Annotated in this window: 12 protein-coding genes; 3 read left to right on the top strand and 9 right to left on the bottom strand. The window is 50.6% G+C overall.

Translation table 11 applies throughout. The annotated features are described in order from the left end of the window. Positions 1 to 36 precede the first annotated feature (36 nt). Positions 37 to 1,629: a sensor histidine kinase gene (locus tag AC1S52_RS25620; protein WP_482031880.1), complete on the bottom strand. Its 1,593-nt coding sequence runs from the start codon at positions 1,627 to 1,629 to the stop codon at positions 37 to 39. 252 nt (positions 1,630 to 1,881) lie between these two features. Here AC1S52_RS25620 and AC1S52_RS25615 point away from each other — a divergent pair, with 252 nt between their 5' ends. Then, on the top strand, positions 1,882 to 6,261 hold the full coding sequence (locus AC1S52_RS25615; protein WP_482031879.1) for an eCIS core domain-containing protein: 4,380 nt from the start codon (positions 1,882 to 1,884) through the stop codon (positions 6,259 to 6,261). 272 nt (positions 6,262 to 6,533) lie between these two features. Here the strand turns inward: AC1S52_RS25615 and AC1S52_RS25610 are convergent, their stop codons facing one another. Further along, positions 6,534 to 7,004: a tetratricopeptide repeat protein gene (locus AC1S52_RS25610; RefSeq protein WP_482031878.1), complete on the bottom strand. Its 471-nt coding sequence runs from the start codon at positions 7,002 to 7,004 to the stop codon at positions 6,534 to 6,536. Between the two features lie 284 nt (positions 7,005 to 7,288). Beyond that, entirely contained in the window at positions 7,289 to 9,478 is a 2,190-nt protein-coding gene (locus AC1S52_RS25605) for a pentapeptide repeat-containing protein (protein WP_482031877.1), read from the bottom strand. A gap of 205 nt (positions 9,479 to 9,683) precedes the next feature. Between AC1S52_RS25605 and AC1S52_RS25600 the strand changes: the two genes are divergently transcribed. Next, entirely contained in the window at positions 9,684 to 10,376 is a 693-nt protein-coding gene (locus AC1S52_RS25600) for a CPBP family intramembrane glutamic endopeptidase (protein ID WP_482031876.1), read from the top strand. Positions 10,377 to 10,434: 58 nt separating this feature from the next. Here the strand turns inward: AC1S52_RS25600 and AC1S52_RS25595 are convergent, their stop codons facing one another. The 4 genes from AC1S52_RS25595 to AC1S52_RS25580 form a co-directional block, all read right to left on the bottom strand. Further along, a complete protein-coding gene (locus AC1S52_RS25595; RefSeq protein WP_482031875.1) occupies positions 10,435 to 14,118 on the bottom strand; it encodes a two-partner secretion domain-containing protein in 3,684 nt (1,227 codons plus the stop codon). 42 nt (positions 14,119 to 14,160) lie between these two features. Beyond that, positions 14,161 to 14,712 carry a hypothetical protein gene (locus tag AC1S52_RS25590; protein ID WP_482031874.1) on the bottom strand — a complete coding sequence of 184 codons (552 nt, stop codon included), beginning with the start codon at positions 14,710 to 14,712 and terminating at the stop codon, positions 14,161 to 14,163. Between the two features lie 491 nt (positions 14,713 to 15,203). Further along, entirely contained in the window at positions 15,204 to 16,859 is a 1,656-nt protein-coding gene (locus AC1S52_RS25585) for a B12-binding domain-containing radical SAM protein (protein ID WP_482031873.1), read from the bottom strand. 203 nt (positions 16,860 to 17,062) lie between these two features. Next, complete coding sequence (locus AC1S52_RS25580) at positions 17,063 to 17,677, bottom strand: TetR/AcrR family transcriptional regulator (protein WP_482031872.1); 615 nt, start codon at positions 17,675 to 17,677, stop codon at positions 17,063 to 17,065. A 446-nt stretch (positions 17,678 to 18,123) separates the two neighbouring features. On the opposite strand from AC1S52_RS25580, the gene AC1S52_RS25575 reads away from it, so the two are divergent. Next, positions 18,124 to 18,735, top strand: a complete 612-nt coding sequence (locus AC1S52_RS25575) for a hypothetical protein (RefSeq protein WP_482031871.1) — start codon at positions 18,124 to 18,126, stop codon at positions 18,733 to 18,735. 197 nt (positions 18,736 to 18,932) lie between these two features. Here AC1S52_RS25575 and AC1S52_RS25570 read toward each other — a convergent pair whose 3' ends face one another. Next, positions 18,933 to 19,211 (bottom strand): hypothetical protein, encoded by a 279-nt coding sequence (locus tag AC1S52_RS25570; protein ID WP_482031870.1) that lies wholly within the window; start codon positions 19,209 to 19,211, stop codon positions 18,933 to 18,935. 150 nt (positions 19,212 to 19,361) lie between these two features. Next, a complete protein-coding gene (locus AC1S52_RS25565; RefSeq protein WP_482031869.1) occupies positions 19,362 to 20,363 on the bottom strand; it encodes an NAD(P)H-dependent glycerol-3-phosphate dehydrogenase in 1,002 nt (333 codons plus the stop codon). Positions 20,364 to 20,514 lie beyond the last annotated feature (151 nt).

Raw genomic sequence — 20,514 nt, 5'->3', positions numbered from 1 at the left:
ACCCCACCCTGCGGGAACGCCAAGGGCGAACACCCCTCACACATCTACCACATTAGAACTGTTCATCTCCAGGGGCAAAAACACAGTCATGACTTCGCCCTGCTGAGGACGTTGTTTTACAATCAGCTTGCCTCCTAGTGCCTGAAATAGATTCTTAGTTACGGACAGATTGAGGCTGAGGCTGCCCGTTTCTGGCTGAAACATGAGCAGTTGTCCGATCGCTTTTAACAACGGTTGGTGAACAGATTGCGCCATAAAATGGTGATTTTGACTACCTAAGGAGTCTTGCGGGTTCGACTCCAGTTGCAGTTTAAGTTGGCTTCCGGCAGGCGTGACTTCGACTTTAATATGACTGCCTACGGGTAAATTGCGGGTAAATCGCTCAATCAGGCTGGTTAATGCCTGATCCAGCATTGTGGGGTCACTGACCACCATCGGCATTTTCTGAGGTAGCAGCACATTCAGGGTGAGCTGGCGCTGGGTTGCCTGCTTTTCCCAGCGCGGAATGCTGTCCTGAAGTACCTGTGCCAGGGATGTACGGGTCAGCGACATAGCCGCATGGCGGGTAGAAGAGGTTTCCAACTCCACTGCCCGGAAGATTAAACCGAACCGATCAATCTGTTCACTGCACTCCCGATCAATCATCTTTAAGCGCTTGATCACATCAGGAGACAGATCGGGACGTTTGAGCAGCGATCGCGTCAGGGTACGAATCGTTGCCAGTGGTGTGCGAATTTCATGGGCAAGTGCCTTCAGCAACTCCACATCTGGACTGGGTGCATCGGGTAACGGACAGGAAAGAGGTTTTGTCTGATCCTGAGCCGTATGAATCACCTGTTTAACGACCTCCTGCCGGGTCTCCGTGGCAGATTCATTCCGCCATTCTTCCAGCGGTTCTGGCAGGTGCTCCAGCATCAGGCGACTGAACTGCATCACTGTCTGGTAGTCGGGGGTAACAGGGGGAAACTTGTGGATCAGCTCATCCAGGTGTTCAACCTGGTGGGCATTCATGAGCAGAATTCGGGGACGAATCGCTTCCCATGCTTGTTGCACCACAGCAGGCATCAAAGAGAACATGAAAGCGGGTTTCCCCAATAATGTTTCACCCAGTACCATCACCAGGCTGAACCAGGGTGTCAGCACCAGGCAAAACTGCTCTCCTGCCAGGGGGTCGTCTGGTAAAAGCGGTAGGGCTGAGGTCGTCAGACTGTCAACGGTCTGCGCCTGTCGATCGCCTGCTGGCAAAAGCTTAAAGGGCATCCAGGAAGCCGCTTGCAGGGAATGGGTCGTCAGTGACCAGGTAGAAACCTGCTTCACAAGTTCTGGATGGCTGATCACGGGCAGCGGTCCTGAAATGACCAGTCCCCGAATGTCGGGCATCCCAGGCACTGGATCAGTGGTGATGGCATGGTGAAGCATGGTGCTAAATGCCGCGATCGCCCCCGTCCATTCCCGTTCTGCCCGCACCCGTTGTAGTGCCAACTGGCTGATGGAACGGCGACAGCCATTCGCCTCTGCCCCAAAGCCCGGAGTCGTAGAGCTTTGAGCCGTAGAACTATACTGCACGGTCCAGGTTGGATCGTTCAGGGTCAAAATTTCACTCAGCGTTGGCAATAACCACTTGGGCACAACAGTCCTCTCCTTCATCTGGAGATCAGGATTCCCTATAAAATGAGTCCTACTACGAAGGTATCTGGATTAGTGCCGAATGGGTAGTCGTCAAACCGAACTAATAGGGTCGCGATACCCGTTGGGAAGGATTCCTTCTAACTTTAGTCAGGTTGTCAGTCAAAGCACGATCCATGAAAATCCTTTGATATAGGGCTTTAGTTCGCTATTCTATTGGCGCGGGTGCTGTTCTATTCGCATTGGTGGCTCGCAATGACTAGTCGCTCCCACTCCCACTCCCCCACAAATGGATCTCCGGATCACCTGGCTGCTTCTATTCAGCCCCGTCCCTTCAGTGATCCATTATTTGAGCAGTCCCAATCTGAGCCACTCCAGTCAGCGGGATATGATTTCTCCCATACTGATTTATTCTCCCATGCACCCCAGCGAAATCCGATTCAAATGAAGTTGGCGATCGGGGAGCCGAATGACCATTATGAGCAGGAAGCTGACCGAGTTGCCGAGCAGGTTCTCAGTACGCCGGACTCTGCTGTGCCCCAATCCATCCAGCGGGAAGAGATGCCCGCAGCAGCCGAAGAACCACAAACGAAGCTTCTGGTAGAAACCGTTACCCCTCTTGTGCAGCGAGAAGCCGTGGCACAAGAGGGGCTTCAGATGAAGCTTCTCTCCTACGCTGCAATTCAACGGCACGCTCTATCTGGAGAAGACGAAGCACCCCGCAAAACTAGACAATCCCTAACTCCCAACGCCGTCCCCTCAACTGAGGAATTGCCAAACGTCCCCTACTCTTCCCCCTCCCTCGAAAATCGACTCAACAGCAGCAATGGTGCCCCCCTGTCGCCTGAGCTACTGGGTTTTATGGAGCCACGATTTGGGGTCGATTTCAGCAAGGTGAGGGTGCATACCGACTCAAACGCGATTCAAATGAGTCAGGAGTTAAATGCCCAAGCCTTCACCCACAACCAAAATATTTACTTCGCGCCAGGTAAATTTAATCCGGCTTCTATTTCGGGTAAGCATCTGTTGGCTCATGAACTGACCCATGTTGTGCAACAAAACAGCAATACAATTCAGCGTAAACCAGGACAGTCAGGCGTGGCAGTAACAGGCAGATTGGAGGGCGATCGCCTCAGCCTCAAACCCAAAAAAATGCACCTCGACTTTGTGCGTATGAAGCGGAAAGATCCTACCTATGTCAAGGAGATTTTGAGTCGAATCCAGGAAAAGTTTGGACATGAATTTGTGGATACAGATGATGCCACTTTTGGGCATTGGTGGACCGAGGTCGGCGACCTGGAGGGCGAGAACTGGAAACCCCTCGAAAGCTTTGGCTGGTGGCCACAGGGTGGAGTGGGTTCCCTCAAAAGTTTGTTTCAGGGTGTGCCTGGTATTCTCAATGAAGGTAAACAAAAGGATCCGTACCACGGGGATGATGCCGAAGAAGTATTTCATCCAGTGATGGAAGTGGACGATGAAGTGAAGGACTATACCACTGTCCGCAGCGAGGTAGTTGGAGGGATTAAAAGCTTTGCCCAGGGGTTCCAGGGATCGTGGAATTGGAAATTGGGTTGGGGCAAAAACTGCCAAACCTTTCAAAAGCGCATGAAAACCCAACTGGGTTTACACAACCAAACGAGCAAATACTGGCTCTACCGTCCCAAAGAAGCCAATACCTTGACTGAGTTACAAATGCGTTTAACCGGAATAAAACTCTCAAATGGGATCGATATCACTCAAGAAATGATGGATAGCCTGCTGCTGAGTGATATGGACTTTAGCGAATGTTTTACCCAGACCCGACACATTAACACACTCAAAGAAACGGATTACCAGTTGATTGCACGAGTCTTACAGGTGCCTTTAACCGAGGTCAGGGCAGGGATAACCATCATTCGCAACCTATTGACTGAGCGGGAAGATCAACTGCGTCGCGTGGTTGGCGAAGAGTATATACTCCAATCACCGATTAACGCTAAACGAGGAACATCCATTATCCCAATCCCAATTGGAACCCAAATCTACATCAGGTCAATCAGTGGCAATCAGGTTTGCCTGGAAATTAGCAGAGATTTTAGTGGGACTTACATTGCTCCTCTTTCCGAGGTGATGACAGGGATTGGGCTTTCCACGGTTGGGGTACAACCAGACAGCGCACGGAAACCTGAGTCAAGTAGCCCCTATGACGCAGGACTGGATGATCAGGAGTTTTCTATAGAAGCAAGTCCTTTGGCAGAAAGGGTTCCAGCACAATTGGGGAATGATCCATCTGCATCTTCACCAAACAATCCTGGTGATAGCGCCCCCCATAGTGGTGTGCCTCAAACAGAAGAGGTTGAAGGTAATTACAATGTGCTCGAATCAGAATCTTCTTCAACTCAGCCTGATGCTGTGTCCCAAACAGAAGAGGTTGAAGATAGTTACAATGCGCTCGAATCAGAATCTTCTTCAACTCAGCCTGATGCTGTGTCCCAAACAGGAGAGGTTGAAACAGGAGAGGTTGAAACCGACAATTACAATTCAACGGAGGAGCCAGCTTCTCAGGGTGCCGCAACCCAATTGCCCAGTTCTTTGACTCACCAGGGTACAGGTTCGTCCAATTCTGGTTTGCCTAAGAAGAGTAAGCTGCCTGAAGACCGAGCTGACCGTTACAAACAGCGGGCTGAAACGTTGAAAGCTGCCCAAAACTTGATCGCAGCAGGCGTACAATATACCCGCGCCTACGCTCTTTACCCTGAGATTAGCTACGCTTACGACGCCGCCTGGTCATTTGAGGCAGGGGAAGACCTGGAGCGGGCAACCTTCTGGTATCGCAAAGCAATTCAAACGGACCCTGGTTCAGCGATCGCCGCTGCTGCGAGAAAACACCTTACAACACTGGGTCAGGCAGAGACTGCCAGATATAAAACTTCAGATTTGATACCTGGAACCCGTAGCAAGTATCTCAGTGTCCGCAAAGGAGATCAGCCTTTTTCCGTCTCACCCACCACACGGCAGCAGCAGAAAGCAACGGGCTTAACCAAAGAGCAAATGCAATCCAGCGATGCTTTTACCCTTTTTACAAGTTATGCCAATGGAATTATCACGGCTGAAAATACCCTGATAGCTGCAAACACTGATGAAGAGCGCAATCAGGCTCGGCAGGAGATTGAGAAACGAATTACAGCTATTCGTAACATGGCAACGGGTTTTGATCCCAACGCATTACTAAACGAATATAAACAAAAACAAACCAATCCCAGTGGGGCTACTCCGCTTCTAGATCAGTTGCAGGGCTTCACTGTGGCATATTTAGACACGACCGCCAAACGGGATGATAAGAAACTGGTTTATGAGGGCAAAATCAAGCAGGGAATGCCCCCCAGGTCACTGGAGGCAGATGAAACTGGCTACGATACGACGCAGCTTTCGTCTAACTTTGCTGGAGCGGGGTATGCCATTTTTGCGATGGATGGTGATGGCAAAATTTATGCCGATCAGCATAAAGTATCGCAGTTTCACCATACAAGCTTTCTGGCAGCTTCAGAAGCCGCGGCAGCGGGGGAACTGAAGGTGGAATCAGGTGTACTCAAAACAATCACAAACAAAAGTGGACATTATGCCCAGGGTGCTACTTTCATCACTCAAGCACTGGATGAATTTCAATCTACCTTCCATCAAGATCTATCCAGTGTAGATTTGAGGTTCCATAACGCTGCCTCCAAAGAACCTGTGGCATGGAAGACTAAAGCATCTGGGTTTGTGCAAGATGTGCAGCAGATGCTGGCAAGCAACCAGTATGATGATACTTTTGGCTCTCACCTCAATCCTACGCAGATTCAAGGCGAAGTAGAGCGCCTTAAGGGGCAGAGTAGCCCTATTTCGGGTAAACCAGTCAGTCAGCCCCAGTCTCCCATTGGCAGTCAGAATGTTTTGCCCGGTAACGTGGAGACTAACTCACCCTACGGCGTGAAAATTCCTGTAAATCAGCCTGCTGATGGGTCTAACTCACCCTATGGCGTGAAAATTCCTGAGGGAAATGCCGTAACAGGTGCCCAATCAATGAAATCAGCCAATGTATCCGTACCACAAGTTCCAGTAGCGGGGGCGATCGCGAACTCAACCAACTTTATCCAGGGCAACCAAGGTGCACTCATTTCTTCCCAACTGCTAACGGCAATTCGGGAAGACATTCTGACTCCACGCTCTAAATGGGCAGACAATCAGGAAATTTTAGCCGTTGCAGAAGCACTGGGAGTTCAGATTACCATTCATGCCAATCGAGGAACGTTTGGTTCCTCCGGGCAAATGTATCACCTGTACTATAACGGCAGAGATCATTACAGCGTGTATGTCCGCGATCGCAACGGCAGCATCAGACTGGGGAATCAATCTTATAGCCTCGTTAATGTAACCGGCGATGGGGATTGTTTCTACTATGCGATCGCAAAAGCCATTTCTCCGGTGATTTTCCAGTCCCGTTTAGGAGTAAACAATCTTCGCAGTCTAGCGAATCAACATCTTTCAGATGCTCAAATTGCCGATATTGCTATTCCACTAGCACAAGATTATGGACGTAACCCCGACATGCCGGGTTTGGGACACAAGTTTAGGGCATTGATGCAAACTGGAGAAACGCATTTTATCAGTAGCTAATTTTTGGGCAACGACTAGCAAAGCCCATCATTTCCAACAGAGGCACCTTCTTTTTATATCTTTAGTCATATCCATCAGAGTGAGGGCAAGCGTAATAGAGGGGTGTGTCTTACTCAACTTTACCTACGGACAGCCCCTTCGTTCTAAAGATTACCGAAAGCGCCGAGTTTCTGGAAAAAAGCCTCAAGCATGCCAATGCTCTGGTAGCTCAAGACTGGGCAAATCTCGCTATCGCCAAGAGATGGTATGGCTTGATTGGTTATTACGTGGCTTTAAACCAACCGGGCAGTACATTCTAGAAGCAGACGTTGATTTTCCAGGGAGTAGGGTTGGATTTTAAGGGTATTGTGGAAGGCGTGAATCGCTGCTTGATAGTTCCCCAATGCGGCATAACTTAGACCTAAACCATGTAGGGCACCAAAGTGAATCGGGTTGAGCCGCAGCACCATTTCGCACTCGGCGATCGCCTTTTGATACTGCCCCTGCACGTAGTAAAGAACTGCCCGTCGATTCCAGGCTTCGGCATAATCGGGCTGGCTTTCGATCAAAGCATTCAGTATTTCTTCTGCCTCCGCAAAGTTACCTTCCTCCAAAGACAGTTGAGCGCGTCGGATCATTTCTAAGCCGAGTACACCTTTTTGCTCAAACCAGATGCGCCAGAGTTCCTGGGTGGCGCGATCGCGCACCTCTTCATCTGAATCTTTCAAATCTTCCAGTAATGACGAAATCAGGGAGTCGTTCATGGGATCTGCACCTGGACAAGCAATGGTTGATTAAATGCTCTTTAAGAATTCTCGCTCTGAAAAGGAGGCTCGCTCCGTAATTTCACCGATTTTTTACCCAATGTACAAGATAACAATCTCAATCTTTGCCAACTGTTCATAATTTGGTCGGGATTGGCAGGTCGTAAGTGTCAGGCTTCGACGTAGCTTCGACGTGAGCGCTCAGCCGAACGGTGTCGGGTGTCAGGTGTCAGGCAACTTTCCGCTCTCTACCCTTTGCCTTCTCTTCCCGCCAGGTTTTTAATTTACTTGAAGTAAATTAACAGATTGAGTCCCGGAATGGTGCGTGACAGAGTCCAGAACAGGAGGGCGAGGTAAAGAATGCCGATCGCCCACTGGTACCAGACGAGGGCTGTAATCAGCCCAGGAACATGTTCATCGCGCAATCGAATATCGTTGAAACCAAAGCGAAGCAGGTTATTAAAGCTGAAGTCAAAGTAGTTGAGCCAGTTCCAGTTGCGATTCCAGAGAATGGGGATGTAGCGTTCTCGAAACATTTGGTAGCGGGGAATGATGGGCAACCGACCGACCAGAATGCGCAACTGGCGCAGGGTGCCTTCTTCCATGAAGTAGCTGATATCGATTAGCGGGTGGTAGCGCCCAGACCTGTAGAGCAGGGTGATCAAAATGGTCGGCACCGGCAGGTCGATCGCCGCCAGACTGGCTAGGGTGAGCCAGGGTTGGTCACTGTTCCGAAAGACGGCAATCAGCCCTAGCAGGAAGAGGCAATTAAAGCCTGCGACCATCCACAGGGTTTCAGCAAAGGTCGGCAGAATCGGTTTGGGGGTTAGCCTGCGGCAGCGATCGATAAACCAAAACAGCACCCCAAAGTAGGCAATGGTAATTAGCCCAACACCAAAGATCAGCCAGGAGCGAGTGCCGTAGTGACTTAGTAGCAGTAACAGACTCAAGCCGATACAGTCCAATCCGACCAGGATACGGTTAAACACCTCGCGACCTGGCGCAACGGGTTCTTTGGCAACAACGCGATCGCGCACGTTGATGTAGGTGGCAATATCGACATTTGCCAGACTCAAAAGGTCGGTCAGGCTACGGAACGGTAGTTGAACACGGCGCTGGGCGATCGCGGTCGCCTGCTCCAGAGAAAAGCCAAGGTTTTGCAATTGGGCGATGGGTGCCGTGTTGATATTAATGCCAAATAACTGCTGGCGTAACTCCCGCAGCCTCAACCGCTGCCGAGTGTAGTCCATCTGGTTAGCATCGGGAATTTGTTCCTGGCGGCGGAAGTTGCGAACCAATTCGCGCAGCAGGTTTTCGTTGCCCTGGAGCGTTGGAACGGAAATAAACCGCCCAATTTGCCCAGGATCGCCGACAATCTTTGCCTGATCGGCATCAAACTTCAATCCGGGAACATTTAAGTAGGCACCTCTGGCAAAGCCAGCATCGCTAAAATCTGCCTGCTCTAAAATGGACGTGCCCCGCATATTAACTGGCTTGTTGAACTGGGTCTGACGAAACAGGACAGCTTTTTCAAACACCGCATCCGGCAAGAACAGCGCCTTACTGAAGGTGCTTTTGGTAAAGATTGCATCTGACTGCCAGAGGGCACGAGCAAAATCGGCATTGCCCTGCCACTGCACCCGCATGAAGTTGGATGGTTGTTGAAATACCGTCAGATTGAAGTTAGCCGTTGCCTGAAATTCTGTGTTCTGGAAGGTAATGGGTCCCCAAAACTGCGCCTGATTAAACTCTGCCTTGCCAAAAAAAATGTTGCTGCGGAACCGGGAATCTCGTTCAAACAGCGCCCCCGCAAAGCTGGTGGTCTGACTAAACCGGGTCTGGGTGCTGTCAACCCCTTGCGTAAATTGAGACCCCTGAGCTTCTACCCGGTTGAGAAAGAATGTGTTCGTGAAATCAACTAAGTCCAGAAACCGGGTCTGGTTCAGCTTTAACGGTCCCCGGAAGACGGTGATTTGCAGGGGGGCGGTTGGGGTGCCCAAATTGGGAGTACTGAGCAGAGATTGGGAGAGGGTACTGAGGCGAGAGAGGCGACGGCGATCGCGTTGCAACTGCGTCTGTTCGGCTGGGGTAAAGATAGGCGACAGGGACTCGCCAAACAGGGGTGCCCGTAACCCCAACTGGCTAATTTTGAACTCTCCCTGTACCTGGGAATAGCTCAAATCCAGCCCTACTGGAGTACCTGAACGTTGCAACTGGCTTTTCAACAGGTCATAAAATCGATCGCGGAATTCACCATTTTCTGGACGCAAATCGATACTCAGCCGTTGCAGGTCAATAATCTTAATGCCTTCGCTGGCAATGGGCGATTTCAGCCGCTGTTGCAAAACTTCCAGGGTTAGCGGTGTCAGGTCAGGTTGGGCGATCGCAGCAAAGACGGGCTGAACCAGACAGGTAAGACTAACCACTGCCCATGCAATGAACAGGAGCCAACAGGCAAACAATTTTCGAGACACGGCGATCGCCCTGGAAGTAGTTGAAAGAGCGATCCATTCTAAGTTAATTTTTCTTCAATTTGACTACGACTAAAGCTCCCTATGCTGGAAAATTTCTTTTAGATAAGCTTCATCCGCTACCCACCCAGATAAGATTGATTTGCCATCTCAGATTCCTGGAATCTTCGAGACTCCTGGAATCTAACACCCTGCTGGTCTAGCGTTTATGCTTCAGCGATCGCCCCGCCTTTCTGCATTGCTTGCACTGTTGCTGATTGTTCCAGCCCAAATCATTGGAACCCTGATGTCTCTGGTGATTGCTCCCGGAGCGGTTGGGCAAACGGTTCTCTTTCTGACCAAAGGCTGGATGTTGCTGCTTCCGATCGCCTGGTTCCTGTGGGTAGATCGCCAGCCAATCAAGATACCTAAACCAGAATGGCGCGAACTCCTGGCTGGCTCCATTCTAGGACTGTTGATGGCGACGATTATCCTGGCGGCTTACTGGTTCATTGGCAGACAATGGATCGATGGTGCAGAAGTTCGCAGAGAAGCCCAACGAGTCGGTGTGCTGGTTCCCGCCACTTATCTGGCTGGGGCTGTTTTCTGGATCTTTATCAACTCATTACTGGAAGAATACGTCTGGCGCTGGTTTGTGTACCGCAAATGTGAAGTTTTGGTGCCGGGAATTACGGCTGTATTCCTCTCTGCCCTGCTATTTACCCTCCATCACATCATTGATTTATCCACCTATTTCAGCGATTGGCGAGTGATTGGATTAGGTTCACTCGCAGTCTTTTCAGCGGCAGCCGCCTGGTCAGGATGTTACCTGGTATATCGCTCGATCTGGGCAAGTTATGTCAGCCACCTGTTAGCCGGTGGGGCGATCGCTCTGGTCGGGTGGCACCTGCTGTTTACCTAGAACAGGCTGGCGTTTGGGGAGATGGGGAGATGAGGGGATGAATGGATGGGGAGATGGGTTAATCGGTTTTAGCTGCTTCACAGGTTCCATTGACTAACCAGGGGCGGGAGTTGCTGGCAGGGGATTGGGCAACTAAAACAATCTGCCCATTGGCATCCACCATCCAGCTTTGAGCCTCAACAATGGTGGGAGGCGTGTTGGCATTTGGCGTTCCCGCAGAGTGGTGGGAGGTGCGAGGTGTAAGCCTGTCTTTTCTCCTCGGTCCCTCGGTCCCTCTGCCCCTTTGTCCCTCACTCCTCTCCACCGTTACCCACTCCGCCATCACGGCATCATTCCCTAGCGGTTCTGTTGGGCTGGAGGGTAATCCCCCGCGTCCAGTTATGACAAACGAACTGGTGGACTGTTGACGGTTGGGTATACAGCCCTGGCTAATCTGGCTGGCGGCATCGATCAGGTTAGAGGGAAGTTCAGTTAGTCCTCGACTGGGGTCAACATCGGGGGTGTTAATGGTGACAATCCCCGCAACCCCAAACTCAGAACTGGCGGTAATGTCGCTCAGGGGAGTCAGGCGATCGCGGGGTTCAATCCCAAACAAACCCTGGGTGGTAATATCCACTCTGCCACCACTGCCAGTAAAGGCATTGGCGGTGATATCGTTGTTTTCGGTACGAACGGCGATGACAAAGGGAGCCGTAATCCGAATGTTGCCGCCATCGCCGCCTGTCTGGGCTGTACCGGCAGTGGTGGAAATCTGGCTGTTACGGCGTAGCAGCAGTAAATCACTGAGTTGCAGGTTGATATTTCCTCCCTGGTTACTGGCGGTTTGAGCCGAGATTTCCCCCGTGTTCAGCACCAACCGACCCGCCTGAAGATCGATGCTGCCCCCGGTGCCAGTGCCCTGGCTATCGACGGCAATCTTGGCACCATCCCGAACAGTGACAATTCGGGGGTCAATCCAGATGTTGCCACCATTGCCACTGGAGCCGCGATCGGTGCTGGCAAACAGTCCGGTACGGTTCCCTGCCAGCGTAACGGAATCGAGAATTTGCAGGTTGATGCTACCAGCGTTACTGCCAGCAGCGGTTGAGGTGCGGATTTGCCCGCCGCTGCTAGATTCAAAGGTCGATGCGGTAACTTTGACACTCCCGGCAGTTCCCTGTCCTGCGGTGCTGGCGCTGACCTGGGCATTGTCAGTCAGGGAGAAAACCCCAGTCTGAATGTCAATGTTCCCGCCCTGCCCGATCGCCCCCGGATTAACCGCAGTCGAAATTGAACTATTGGCAAGGGAGGTGGTATCCGTTGCCTGGATTCGGATGTTCCCGGCATCCCCCTGTCCAGAGGTGCTGGCAGTGATCTGGGCACGGTTGTTCAGAGAGAGTGTGCGTGTCTGGATCGCGATGTTGCCCGCTGGTTCTCCTTCACCAGGACGAACAATGGCACCTGGATTGACTGCGGTAGAGATTGAACCATTGGAAAGGGAAACAGAATCCCCATGCTGCACCAGAATACTACCGGGGCGACCGGTTCCTGAAGTCGAAGCAGACACCTGCGCTCCATCCCGAATGAGAAGGCGGGAGGCATTAATGGTTAGACTGCCAGCATCTCCCGCTGCCTGAGTTTCGGTAAACAAGCCACTGGGCGATCGCCCATCCACCGCCATTCCTGTCAAATCAATGCTTCCTGCCGTGACTGCCAGGGTGCCTCCGCGTCCCGGTCCTGAAGTCGATGCTGAGATGCGTGCCCCACCATCCACCTGCAACTGGTCAGTGTGGATGGATAGGTTTCCGGCACTCCCTGCTCCTACCGTGCTGACAAATAACCCAGTAGAGAGTACGCGCAGATTATCCAGGGTTTCTGCATTGGCACGAAACCGACTAACAAAGACTGCCTCCGGCACAATAATCTGAATGTTCCCCGCATTTCTGATTCCAAATTCGCGGGTTATTGCAAACACGAAGCTATCGACCACCGAGAGGGTTTTGGCACGAATCGTGATGTTGCCACCATCGCCCAACCCCAAAGTTTCACTCGAGAGCTGGCTGTTATTTGCAATGTTTAATATGTCTGTGATTGCAAAATTGAGATTGCCTGCCGATCCTGTACCGGATGTTCTAGCAAATAGGGAACTGTCGTCAATCACCAGCCTGCCAGCCTCAATTTCTAGATTGCCTCCCGCTCCCTGCCCAGATGTTTCGCTCGACAATCTGCTGTTGCCAGTTAAGGAAAACTGTTCACTTGCACGTAAATCGATGATCCCGGCGGGATTTCTCCCCGTGTTGGATGTGAATAATTCGGCGCGATCGCTGAGCGTCAGAGAATTGGCACGAATGGTAATATTTCCACTGCTTCCCAGGTCTCCTTCGGCAAGCTGTCCTGCACTGGAAAGACTGCTTTGATTGAGGTTAACAAAATTTGCATTAACATTAATATCTCCAGCATTCCCGGTTCCAGCAGTACCCGCGTTGATAGCGGCGCCCCGGCTTAACACGAGAGAGCCATTCCCTCCCGTATCAATGCGGATATTGCCTCCCTGCCCAGCCCCAGAGGTTCGACTTGAAATAGAGCTTTGGTCGATTAAGATTCCTTGACCGGACAGGAGCGTCGTGGTTCCGGCATTTCCAACGGGAAAGCGGGGGTTTAGTTGGGCTGTTTCGTTTATAATGCGGCTGCTGTTGGTCAGGGAAATGGTGTCTTGTGCTTGCAGACTCAGCCTGCCAGCATTGCCTGCTCCAACTGTAGAAGTGATCAGTTGCGACTGATTCAATGCAATGGATTTGGCATTCAGCCAAATATCTCCTGCGTTTTCTTGTCCGACGGTACCACTGAAAATGTTGCTGTTATTGAGCCTAAGATTGTTAGCGGCGATCGCCACAGATCCACCTAACCCTGCATTTCCAAAAGGCAGATTAATGCGAGCATTATTCATCGATATATTTGCCCGTGCATTGATATCTGGCAGGCTGTTGAGGAATGGTTTGTTATTGGCATCTAGATTGAGTCCAACGGTGCCATTGCCAGCGATTCCGGCAATTTCTACTCGACCCTGCAAAGCATTTAACCGCCCTCCATTCAGGAAGACATCCCCACCCACTAACAGCAGGTTTCTGCCATCAGGTACCCTCAACCCTGTTAAAGCAACAGGGACTGGTAGTGTTAAACCGGGAACACGAACAGCAACAAGCCCTGCGGGTGCGATTGATTGGTTTTGGATGGACGCAGCGGCAATTTGATTGAACAGAAAAGCGGAGGGATTGACACTCAACAATTCATTGCCAGGTTCAACCGATGACTGAGCAGAAAACTCAGCATTGCCAGGAAATTGGATGGCATTAGCCGTCGTTGCAACGAAAGAACCCCCCACGTTTAAGCGAGCGCTGGGGCCAAATAGAATACCGTTTGGGTTCATTAAGAACAAATTAGCAACACTGAGCGACTGGATGGTGCCATCAATAGATGATCCACCTCCTCGAATGCGAGCAAAAATGTTGGTAATGCTGGAGTTACTGTTGACAAAGTTTGCAGTTTCTCCCCTGACCAGGTTAAAGCTACCAAAACTGTGGAATAGATTTCTGCCAACCGTTGTGCCACCCTGAATCTGAAAGGTATTGCCGTTAGATTCGACGACGGTTCCCAATCCATCGGGCACAATGGTTTGCGCCTGTATTGGAGGGTGAATCAGGACAACCAGACAAAGAAGGGGGAAACGGCGCAAAAAACTGAATAGAACATTGCGCTGACTCATGATTTTCAGGATAGACGGGGGCTTGTGTAGATCAACCCGGTTTTATTTCTTGTCTACGTTGGAAATGGACGATCGCCGGAATGGGCGAGACACAATGTAGGGCAAACTTCTAAAGAAATTCACAACCAGTAAAACAATTGTTGTGATAAATGTGATTGTTGCAATGCCAACCCCACCAATTAAAGCAAATACTGCTGTACCAAAACCTCCCAAACCATCATCGGGAATGACTTCGTAGTCCAAAGTGAACACTGTTCCATCATCAGGATAGGTAATGTTACGGGATGGGGTCCCTTCTCCGAGTGGCAAGGAACTGATCGGCAAGACATCTCTGGCAATTGGAAAGTTAAAAGAAACTTGTCCATCAGAGAGGAGTAGCGCAATTTGCAGAAAATCAGGTGCCAGGAAGGTACCCGATGGAGTGGGTACCGGAACTCCTGCTGGTGGAACTACCAGGTTAATATCCTGTCCTGCCTGTACAGGGTAAGGACCCCATACTGCCTGTTCACCAAATTTGACTGTAATCGGTCCCTCTAAAAAAGCGTCGGTAGAAAACTGGTTTCGTCTGATTCGTGTCAGTGTCAGTCGAGGCATTGAAGTTTTTTCCTCTTTTTTTTTGTTCAAGGTTTATGGCTTCAAAATCTTTGGCAGTATTTCACTCAAATTTAGCCCCCAGACAAAAGACCATGAATCATGGATAAAATCAACTTTCAGCAAAGCCAAAAAGTTGAGGTATTTTATGTTCGTTTCAAGCTCTTATCCAGTTGCAGAATTGATATTCAAACCTACGATCTGTAAAGCCATCTTGTAGGTTACTACCCCAAAGATAGGTGATACGAAGCCTGCACTTGAGCATGGTTTATTGGAAGGGCAGGCGATCGCGACTCCCATGATTTCTATTGTGTTGAAAGACTTCACTTCTGCCTATTCCCCATCCGGGTACCTTTGGTTGCAATTTGTAAAACCTGGGAGGGTTAGGTGTCAGGCGTGGGAGGTTTTGAGTTTTGAGTTGAGAGACATTTGTTTCTTATCTCTTCATTCTTCATCCTTCATTCTTCCCATCTCCCCTGCACCCGCTCAAAATGTCAGGGGGCAGGAACCGTAAGAGCCGGAGACTGCTTAGAATCCGCTAAGTGTTTGATCAAAGTAGCTTGGGGTAAGGGTCCCTGAAGGTGGCTCCAGGGCAACACCTGTTCCAGTGACCAGTCGGTGTAAACGTAATAGTCTAAATCGGGGAGTTTGCCGCGCAGTTCTTTAAATGCCCGCCGGTAGCTGCCCAGGGAGTCACCGTAATGACGGGTCAGCTCCAACAGGTGGGAAAGGCGGCGATCGCCCCTTGAGAGCAATGCCTGAATGACTGACCAGTTGTAGCTCTCTGGACGAAAATCAATACCCTGGGGACGCAGCTTTTTCTGCAACCGTTGCAGTCGTTTCTCAGCCTGTCTGTTGACCCCAAACCATTGAAAAGGCGTGTGGGCTTTGGGTACAAAGGTGCTGCACCCAAAAGTAAGCCGCAGACCTGGTGCCGCTTTTTTAATGTCTTGCAGCATTGCCACGGTTTGTTCCAGATCCTCCGATTCTTCACCGGGAACCCCCACCATCCCGTATAGCTTGAGGTTACTCAGTCCCCCGGCTTTAGTGTGGATAGCAGCCTGAATGATCTCATCATTCGTCAGCTTTTTGTTGATGATTTGACGCAGGCGATCGGAGCCACTTTCCACCGCTATGGTGATCGAACGGGTGTCATGCTTGACCAGGGTGGCTGCCAGTCTGGGGGTAACTGTATTGGTACGAACAGAAGCGATACTGAGCCTGACCTGGTCATACTCCGGACGGTTCAGGTAATCCAGCAGACTTTCAAATTCCGGATGCTGGGTGACGGAAGCCCCCAGTAACCCGATGCGGTCAGTCACTTGCAACCCGCGAGCGATCGCCGGGATGAGAGACTCCTCCAGGCTGGCAACCCGGAACGGCAGAGTTAAATAGCTGGCAAGGCAAAAACGGCACATCTCCGGGCAACTGCGCACCACTTCCACCATATAGATGTTTTCCCAGGCAGCTTTCTCAGTAACCACCGTTGAAGCGGATAGAACATTGCCCCGGTAGGTTTGTTTTTCAACAATAGCGGGAAGGTTTGATTCCATCGGAGCGATCGCTTTCACTGCCCCATCCGGTGCGTCATAAATCACTTCATACAAACTGGGGACATAAATCCCCGGTACCTTTGCCAGATGGCGCAATTGGGTTGGCCGATCCGCCTGACGCACCTCCTGGTAGGCATTGATCAAGGCATGCAGCAGTAATTCTCCATCACCCAGCAATATCACATCAAAGAAATCAGCAAACGGCTCCGGATTGGCAGTCAAAACCGGACCCCCACCAAATACTAGGGGATACCTCGTCTGCCTTTCTAAAGCAAACTGGGGGAATCGTTCCCTGGCTCGGACTGGAATATCCAGCGACTCCATTAGCCCTAGAATATTGACATAATCCAACTCCCAGGACAGGGAAAACCCCAGCAGTTCTGGTTCCGACGGCAGAGGCTCATGCCCATCTGTAAACAGCCGACTCACCTGCACATCTTGACGGGAAGCCAGCGTCGCCCAAACGACTTGAAAGCCCAGACTGGTAATGCCAACACTATATTCGTTTGGAAATGCAAAAATCGTGGGGATGGCATCATCCGCTGCTACGGTTGGGGTGAAAAGAAGTCGTTCTGCGTTCAGCGGTAAATTGGGCACAAATTCACAGGAAATGAAACAGGGCAGCTAAAAGCCTATCCGAAAAGCCTCAACTGCCAAAGCCCAATACCAGATCTGGGAGGTTTTTGGATAGGCTTTAAACCCAATCTAGCGTATTACAGCGGTTCTCATGCTGATGTAGTACAAGGATGCCAGTTTCATCTTCACCTCAGAATTCATCTTGAGTCCTCTGACACCCACCATTATTCATCCTTGGCTAACACTCCATTCAGGAAGATATCGGCAATTCCTTCAGCCATTTCCTGCATTTCCTTAGGGGAACTGCCCGGTTCCAGGATCGTACTCTGGCTAAATCCGGCAACCGTAAACATTCCCAAAAACACCCGTGCTACCATGCGGGGATCCATAGGGCGGTAGATCCCCTGATCCATTGCAGTCTGGAAAAAAGCTTCACCCACATCCGTCATTTTGGTGATGACTTCAGACTGGATGAGATCGCGCAGGTCTGGGTGAAACTGTGCCTCCATGAAGCATACCCGCAATATATCTGCATTCTCGTGCAGGTGCAGCATGCGCCGCCGCATGACCTGGGCGATCGCCTTATAGCTCCCCATCTCACTGAGTTCTGTCAACAGATCAGTGAGGATTTCTACCCAGCCCTGGGTTGCTACTTCCACCAAAATTGCTTTTTTATTAGGGAAGTGGCGAAACAGGGTTCCCTCTGCAACCTCTGCCGCCTCTGCCAGGTCACGGGTAGTCGTGCCGTCATACCCTCGTCGAGCAAACAAACGCAAAGCGGATTTAAGAATGCGCGCGCGCGTTTCGGTCTCGGTCGTTGGCGGTTGATGGGTTCGCATAAATCAATCCAAATAAATCGAGCCAAACAAATTAAAGAGATCTCATCTCATATGTAGCGATATTTTCCATTGCATGTTAGCGAAAGCAGCAGAAGTGATATAGATCATTACAGATTTGCGCTCAGGCGTCAGGTACGACGGAGAAGTCAGGGGCTTGGGAGAGGATTCTGCTCCATATCTTCATCTTCTTAACGAAAAGTTAGAGATTAAACCCCTGTATTTGGTGTAATCTAAGCAACCAATTTGTTTCTTAAGCACTATAAAATGGGCGACTAGGGAGTCTTGCTAAAGACTACGCCGCTCAGCATTGAATCGGTTTTCCAAATGGGTGATACTCTACCCTGGAGTAAAAGCTCTAAAGATAGTACACTTGAACCATATTCCGGCATTTCTATGCCCTCCTAACCGCCAAACCACCCTCCGCCATCTACTCCCAAGGAAGTTCCATGAGTGTTGAGCAGACAACTCAATTAATCCAGTTAATTTTGAACTCGGTGCTTCTGACGGTCGTGTGCGTAATTGCTTTGGGGCGATTAGGAATTCGTCAGACCGGGCTTGAGGAGAATTTGAGATTAACCAATCGACAGTATGCAACCCTCTGGCAGGTGGCAAGTGAGGCTGAGGGTAGTCAGAGGTTTTCGCTATTTCAGAATCGATTGGTGCAGGCAAAAAAGGCGTTACGTCAGCTACAACGGCACTACATTCTGACTTATTACAGTGTGCTGGCAACCTACTATGCCTTTTTATTTGCTATGGTCAGCACTTTCATGCTGACCTTAAGAACCCTGATAAACGCTGATTGGTTAATTGGGGTGGCTCTGGGGCTATTTATGGTGAGTATTACCGGGTTGCTGCTGGGCGTAGGTTTGACGCTGATTGATCTGCATCATTCAAAGCTTCCGTTCAGGGAGGACATTGAGGAGATGTTCGGGATTAGTAAAGTTTCTGGTAAAACTAGCAGGGGTCCACAGGTGCGTCCTTTTAGACCAGTGGGTAGGGCAGCCCGGAATCAAGCGTTGGAGCTTCGATCCTCTGCTAGAGGAGCCAGGGTCAGTTGATTGACCGTAGAGTGCGGCATCAGTTTGGCACCTTTTATTAAACCAGGGGCGGAGTTCGGAGTGCGAAGTTAGGTAAGTTTATCCAAATTGCCGCCTGGAAGTATGAGTGGTTTGTCAACTTTGTGTTTATGAGTCTGGGATAGAAAAGGGGTTATTATTTCGGGTTTTCAACCCACAAAATAATTCTTGACATACCGCTAGTTTTCAGGAGCAATCACCCTGGCGCTATTGCTACCAGAATCATGCACAATCCAGATCACTGAGTTATCAACTTCTGCGGCATTATCGGTGACGCGAAAATAGATCTTTTCGCCTCTACGCAGTTCCAGGGCAAAGTCTCCCCTTTCGGCATACACCACCTTAAAGCCGCGATCGCGCAAGCAGTACATTGCCCAGGCTTTCAGCGTACTTTTTCCTGGGTCAAAGGCAACGGGGGGCTTTGCAAATAATTCTGTAACCAGTTCGATGGTTTGCATGGTGTGTTGTAGGGGGTGATGGGTGAGGAGTGTTCGCCTTTGGTGTTCCTGGTAAGCCTCCAGACCTCGGAGGTTTTCAAAACCTGCGAGGTCTAAACCTGACGAAATTAATCTCTTAACTTTTAACTTTCAACGCTCAGCTTTCAACTTTCAACTCCTCTCTCCTTCCTCCTCCATTTCTGGCTTATAGTCTCTCAACATCAAGGCTTCTACAGCGGCTTGGGGAGTCATTTTATTTTGTAGCAGGCGATCGACCTGATGGGAGATAGGAAGTTGAATTCCTTGCTGGGAGGCTAATTTGACCAGAACCTGGGTGGTGTTGACTCCTTCGGCAGTGCCTTCTAACTGAGCCAATACTTGATCCAGGGATTTACCTTCAGCTAACCCATAACCCACCTGATAGTTGCGGCTGAGGGGGCTATTGCAGGTTGCCAGCAAGTCTCCCAAACCTGCCAGACCATAAAACGTTTCGGGTTTAGCGCCCCAGTAGGTGCCAACCCGGATAATTTCTGCCAGACCACGGGTAACCAGGGCAGCTTTGGCATTAGTGCCCAGTTGTAAGCCGTCGCAGGTGCCAACCGCGATCGCAATCACGTTTTTTAAGGTCCCTCCCAACTCCACACCTAGAACATCTGGATTGGTGTAAATCCGAAAGCTGGGTGAAGAGAGGGCAAGCTGGACTGTTTCGGCGATCGGGATGTCAGGGTTAGCAACAACGGTCGCCGCAGGCAAACCCTGCTGAATTTCCCTGGATAAATTTGGTCCTGACAGCACCACAACCGGGTGGGCAGGAAACGCTGCTTGCCAGATCTGAGAAGGGAGTAAGGGCAGTTGTTCGGGACCGCCTGAGTCGGGGTCAACCCCCTTGGTCGCAGTGACAAAAATGGTCTGCGGTGACACATCTGACTGCCTCACCTGTTCAGCTATTGCCCTCACGCCTTTCATGGATACCGCAGACACCACAATATCCGCCCCTTCTAATAGGGGTTGGAGGCGATCGCCACTCCGACGTGACCATAGGCGAACATCGTGACCTCTGGCAGATGCCAGAGTTGCCAGAGTAGTCCCCCAGGCACCAGCACCCATGACCACGACGGTCAGCTTTGAGTTTGGAGCCAGGGATTTTGATTTAGGATTGTTCTGCTCATTCATGCTCTAGTAGTTTGTCAACTTTACTCCGCCTACGGCACCCCTCTCCGAGTCGGAGCTACGGTGTATACAGATCTCGGCTTCGTTAGAAACTGGCTCTGGGGGACTTCCCCCCAGTCCCCCGCTTTTTGGGGTCCTAACTCCCCCAAACCCC

Source organism: Kovacikia sp. CALU 1929, assembly GCF_056784235.1.
This window is presented reverse-complemented; position numbering and strand designations above follow the sequence as displayed.

What these genes read in the sequence shown, in the direction of transcription:
- AC1S52_RS25595 (WP_482031875.1), bottom strand. Translation starts at nt 14,118, where the DNA reads ATGAGTCAGCGCAATGTTCTATTCAGTTTTTTGCGCCGTTTCCCCCTT.
- AC1S52_RS25570 (WP_482031870.1), bottom strand. Translation starts at nt 19,211, where the DNA reads ATGCAAACCATCGAACTGGTTACAGAATTATTTGCAAAGCCCCCCGTT.
- AC1S52_RS25565 (WP_482031869.1), bottom strand. Translation starts at nt 20,363, where the DNA reads ATGAATGAGCAGAACAATCCTAAATCAAAATCCCTGGCTCCAAACTCA.
- AC1S52_RS25580 (WP_482031872.1), bottom strand. Translation starts at nt 17,677, where the DNA reads ATGCGAACCCATCAACCGCCAACGACCGAGACCGAAACGCGCGCGCGC.
- AC1S52_RS25575 (WP_482031871.1), top strand. Translation starts at nt 18,124, where the DNA reads ATGAGTGTTGAGCAGACAACTCAATTAATCCAGTTAATTTTGAACTCG.
- AC1S52_RS25590 (WP_482031874.1), bottom strand. Translation starts at nt 14,712, where the DNA reads ATGCCTCGACTGACACTGACACGAATCAGACGAAACCAGTTTTCTACC.
- AC1S52_RS25615 (WP_482031879.1), top strand. Translation starts at nt 1,882, where the DNA reads ATGACTAGTCGCTCCCACTCCCACTCCCCCACAAATGGATCTCCGGAT.
- AC1S52_RS25610 (WP_482031878.1), bottom strand. Translation starts at nt 7,004, where the DNA reads ATGAACGACTCCCTGATTTCGTCATTACTGGAAGATTTGAAAGATTCA.
- AC1S52_RS25600 (WP_482031876.1), top strand. Translation starts at nt 9,684, where the DNA reads ATGCTTCAGCGATCGCCCCGCCTTTCTGCATTGCTTGCACTGTTGCTG.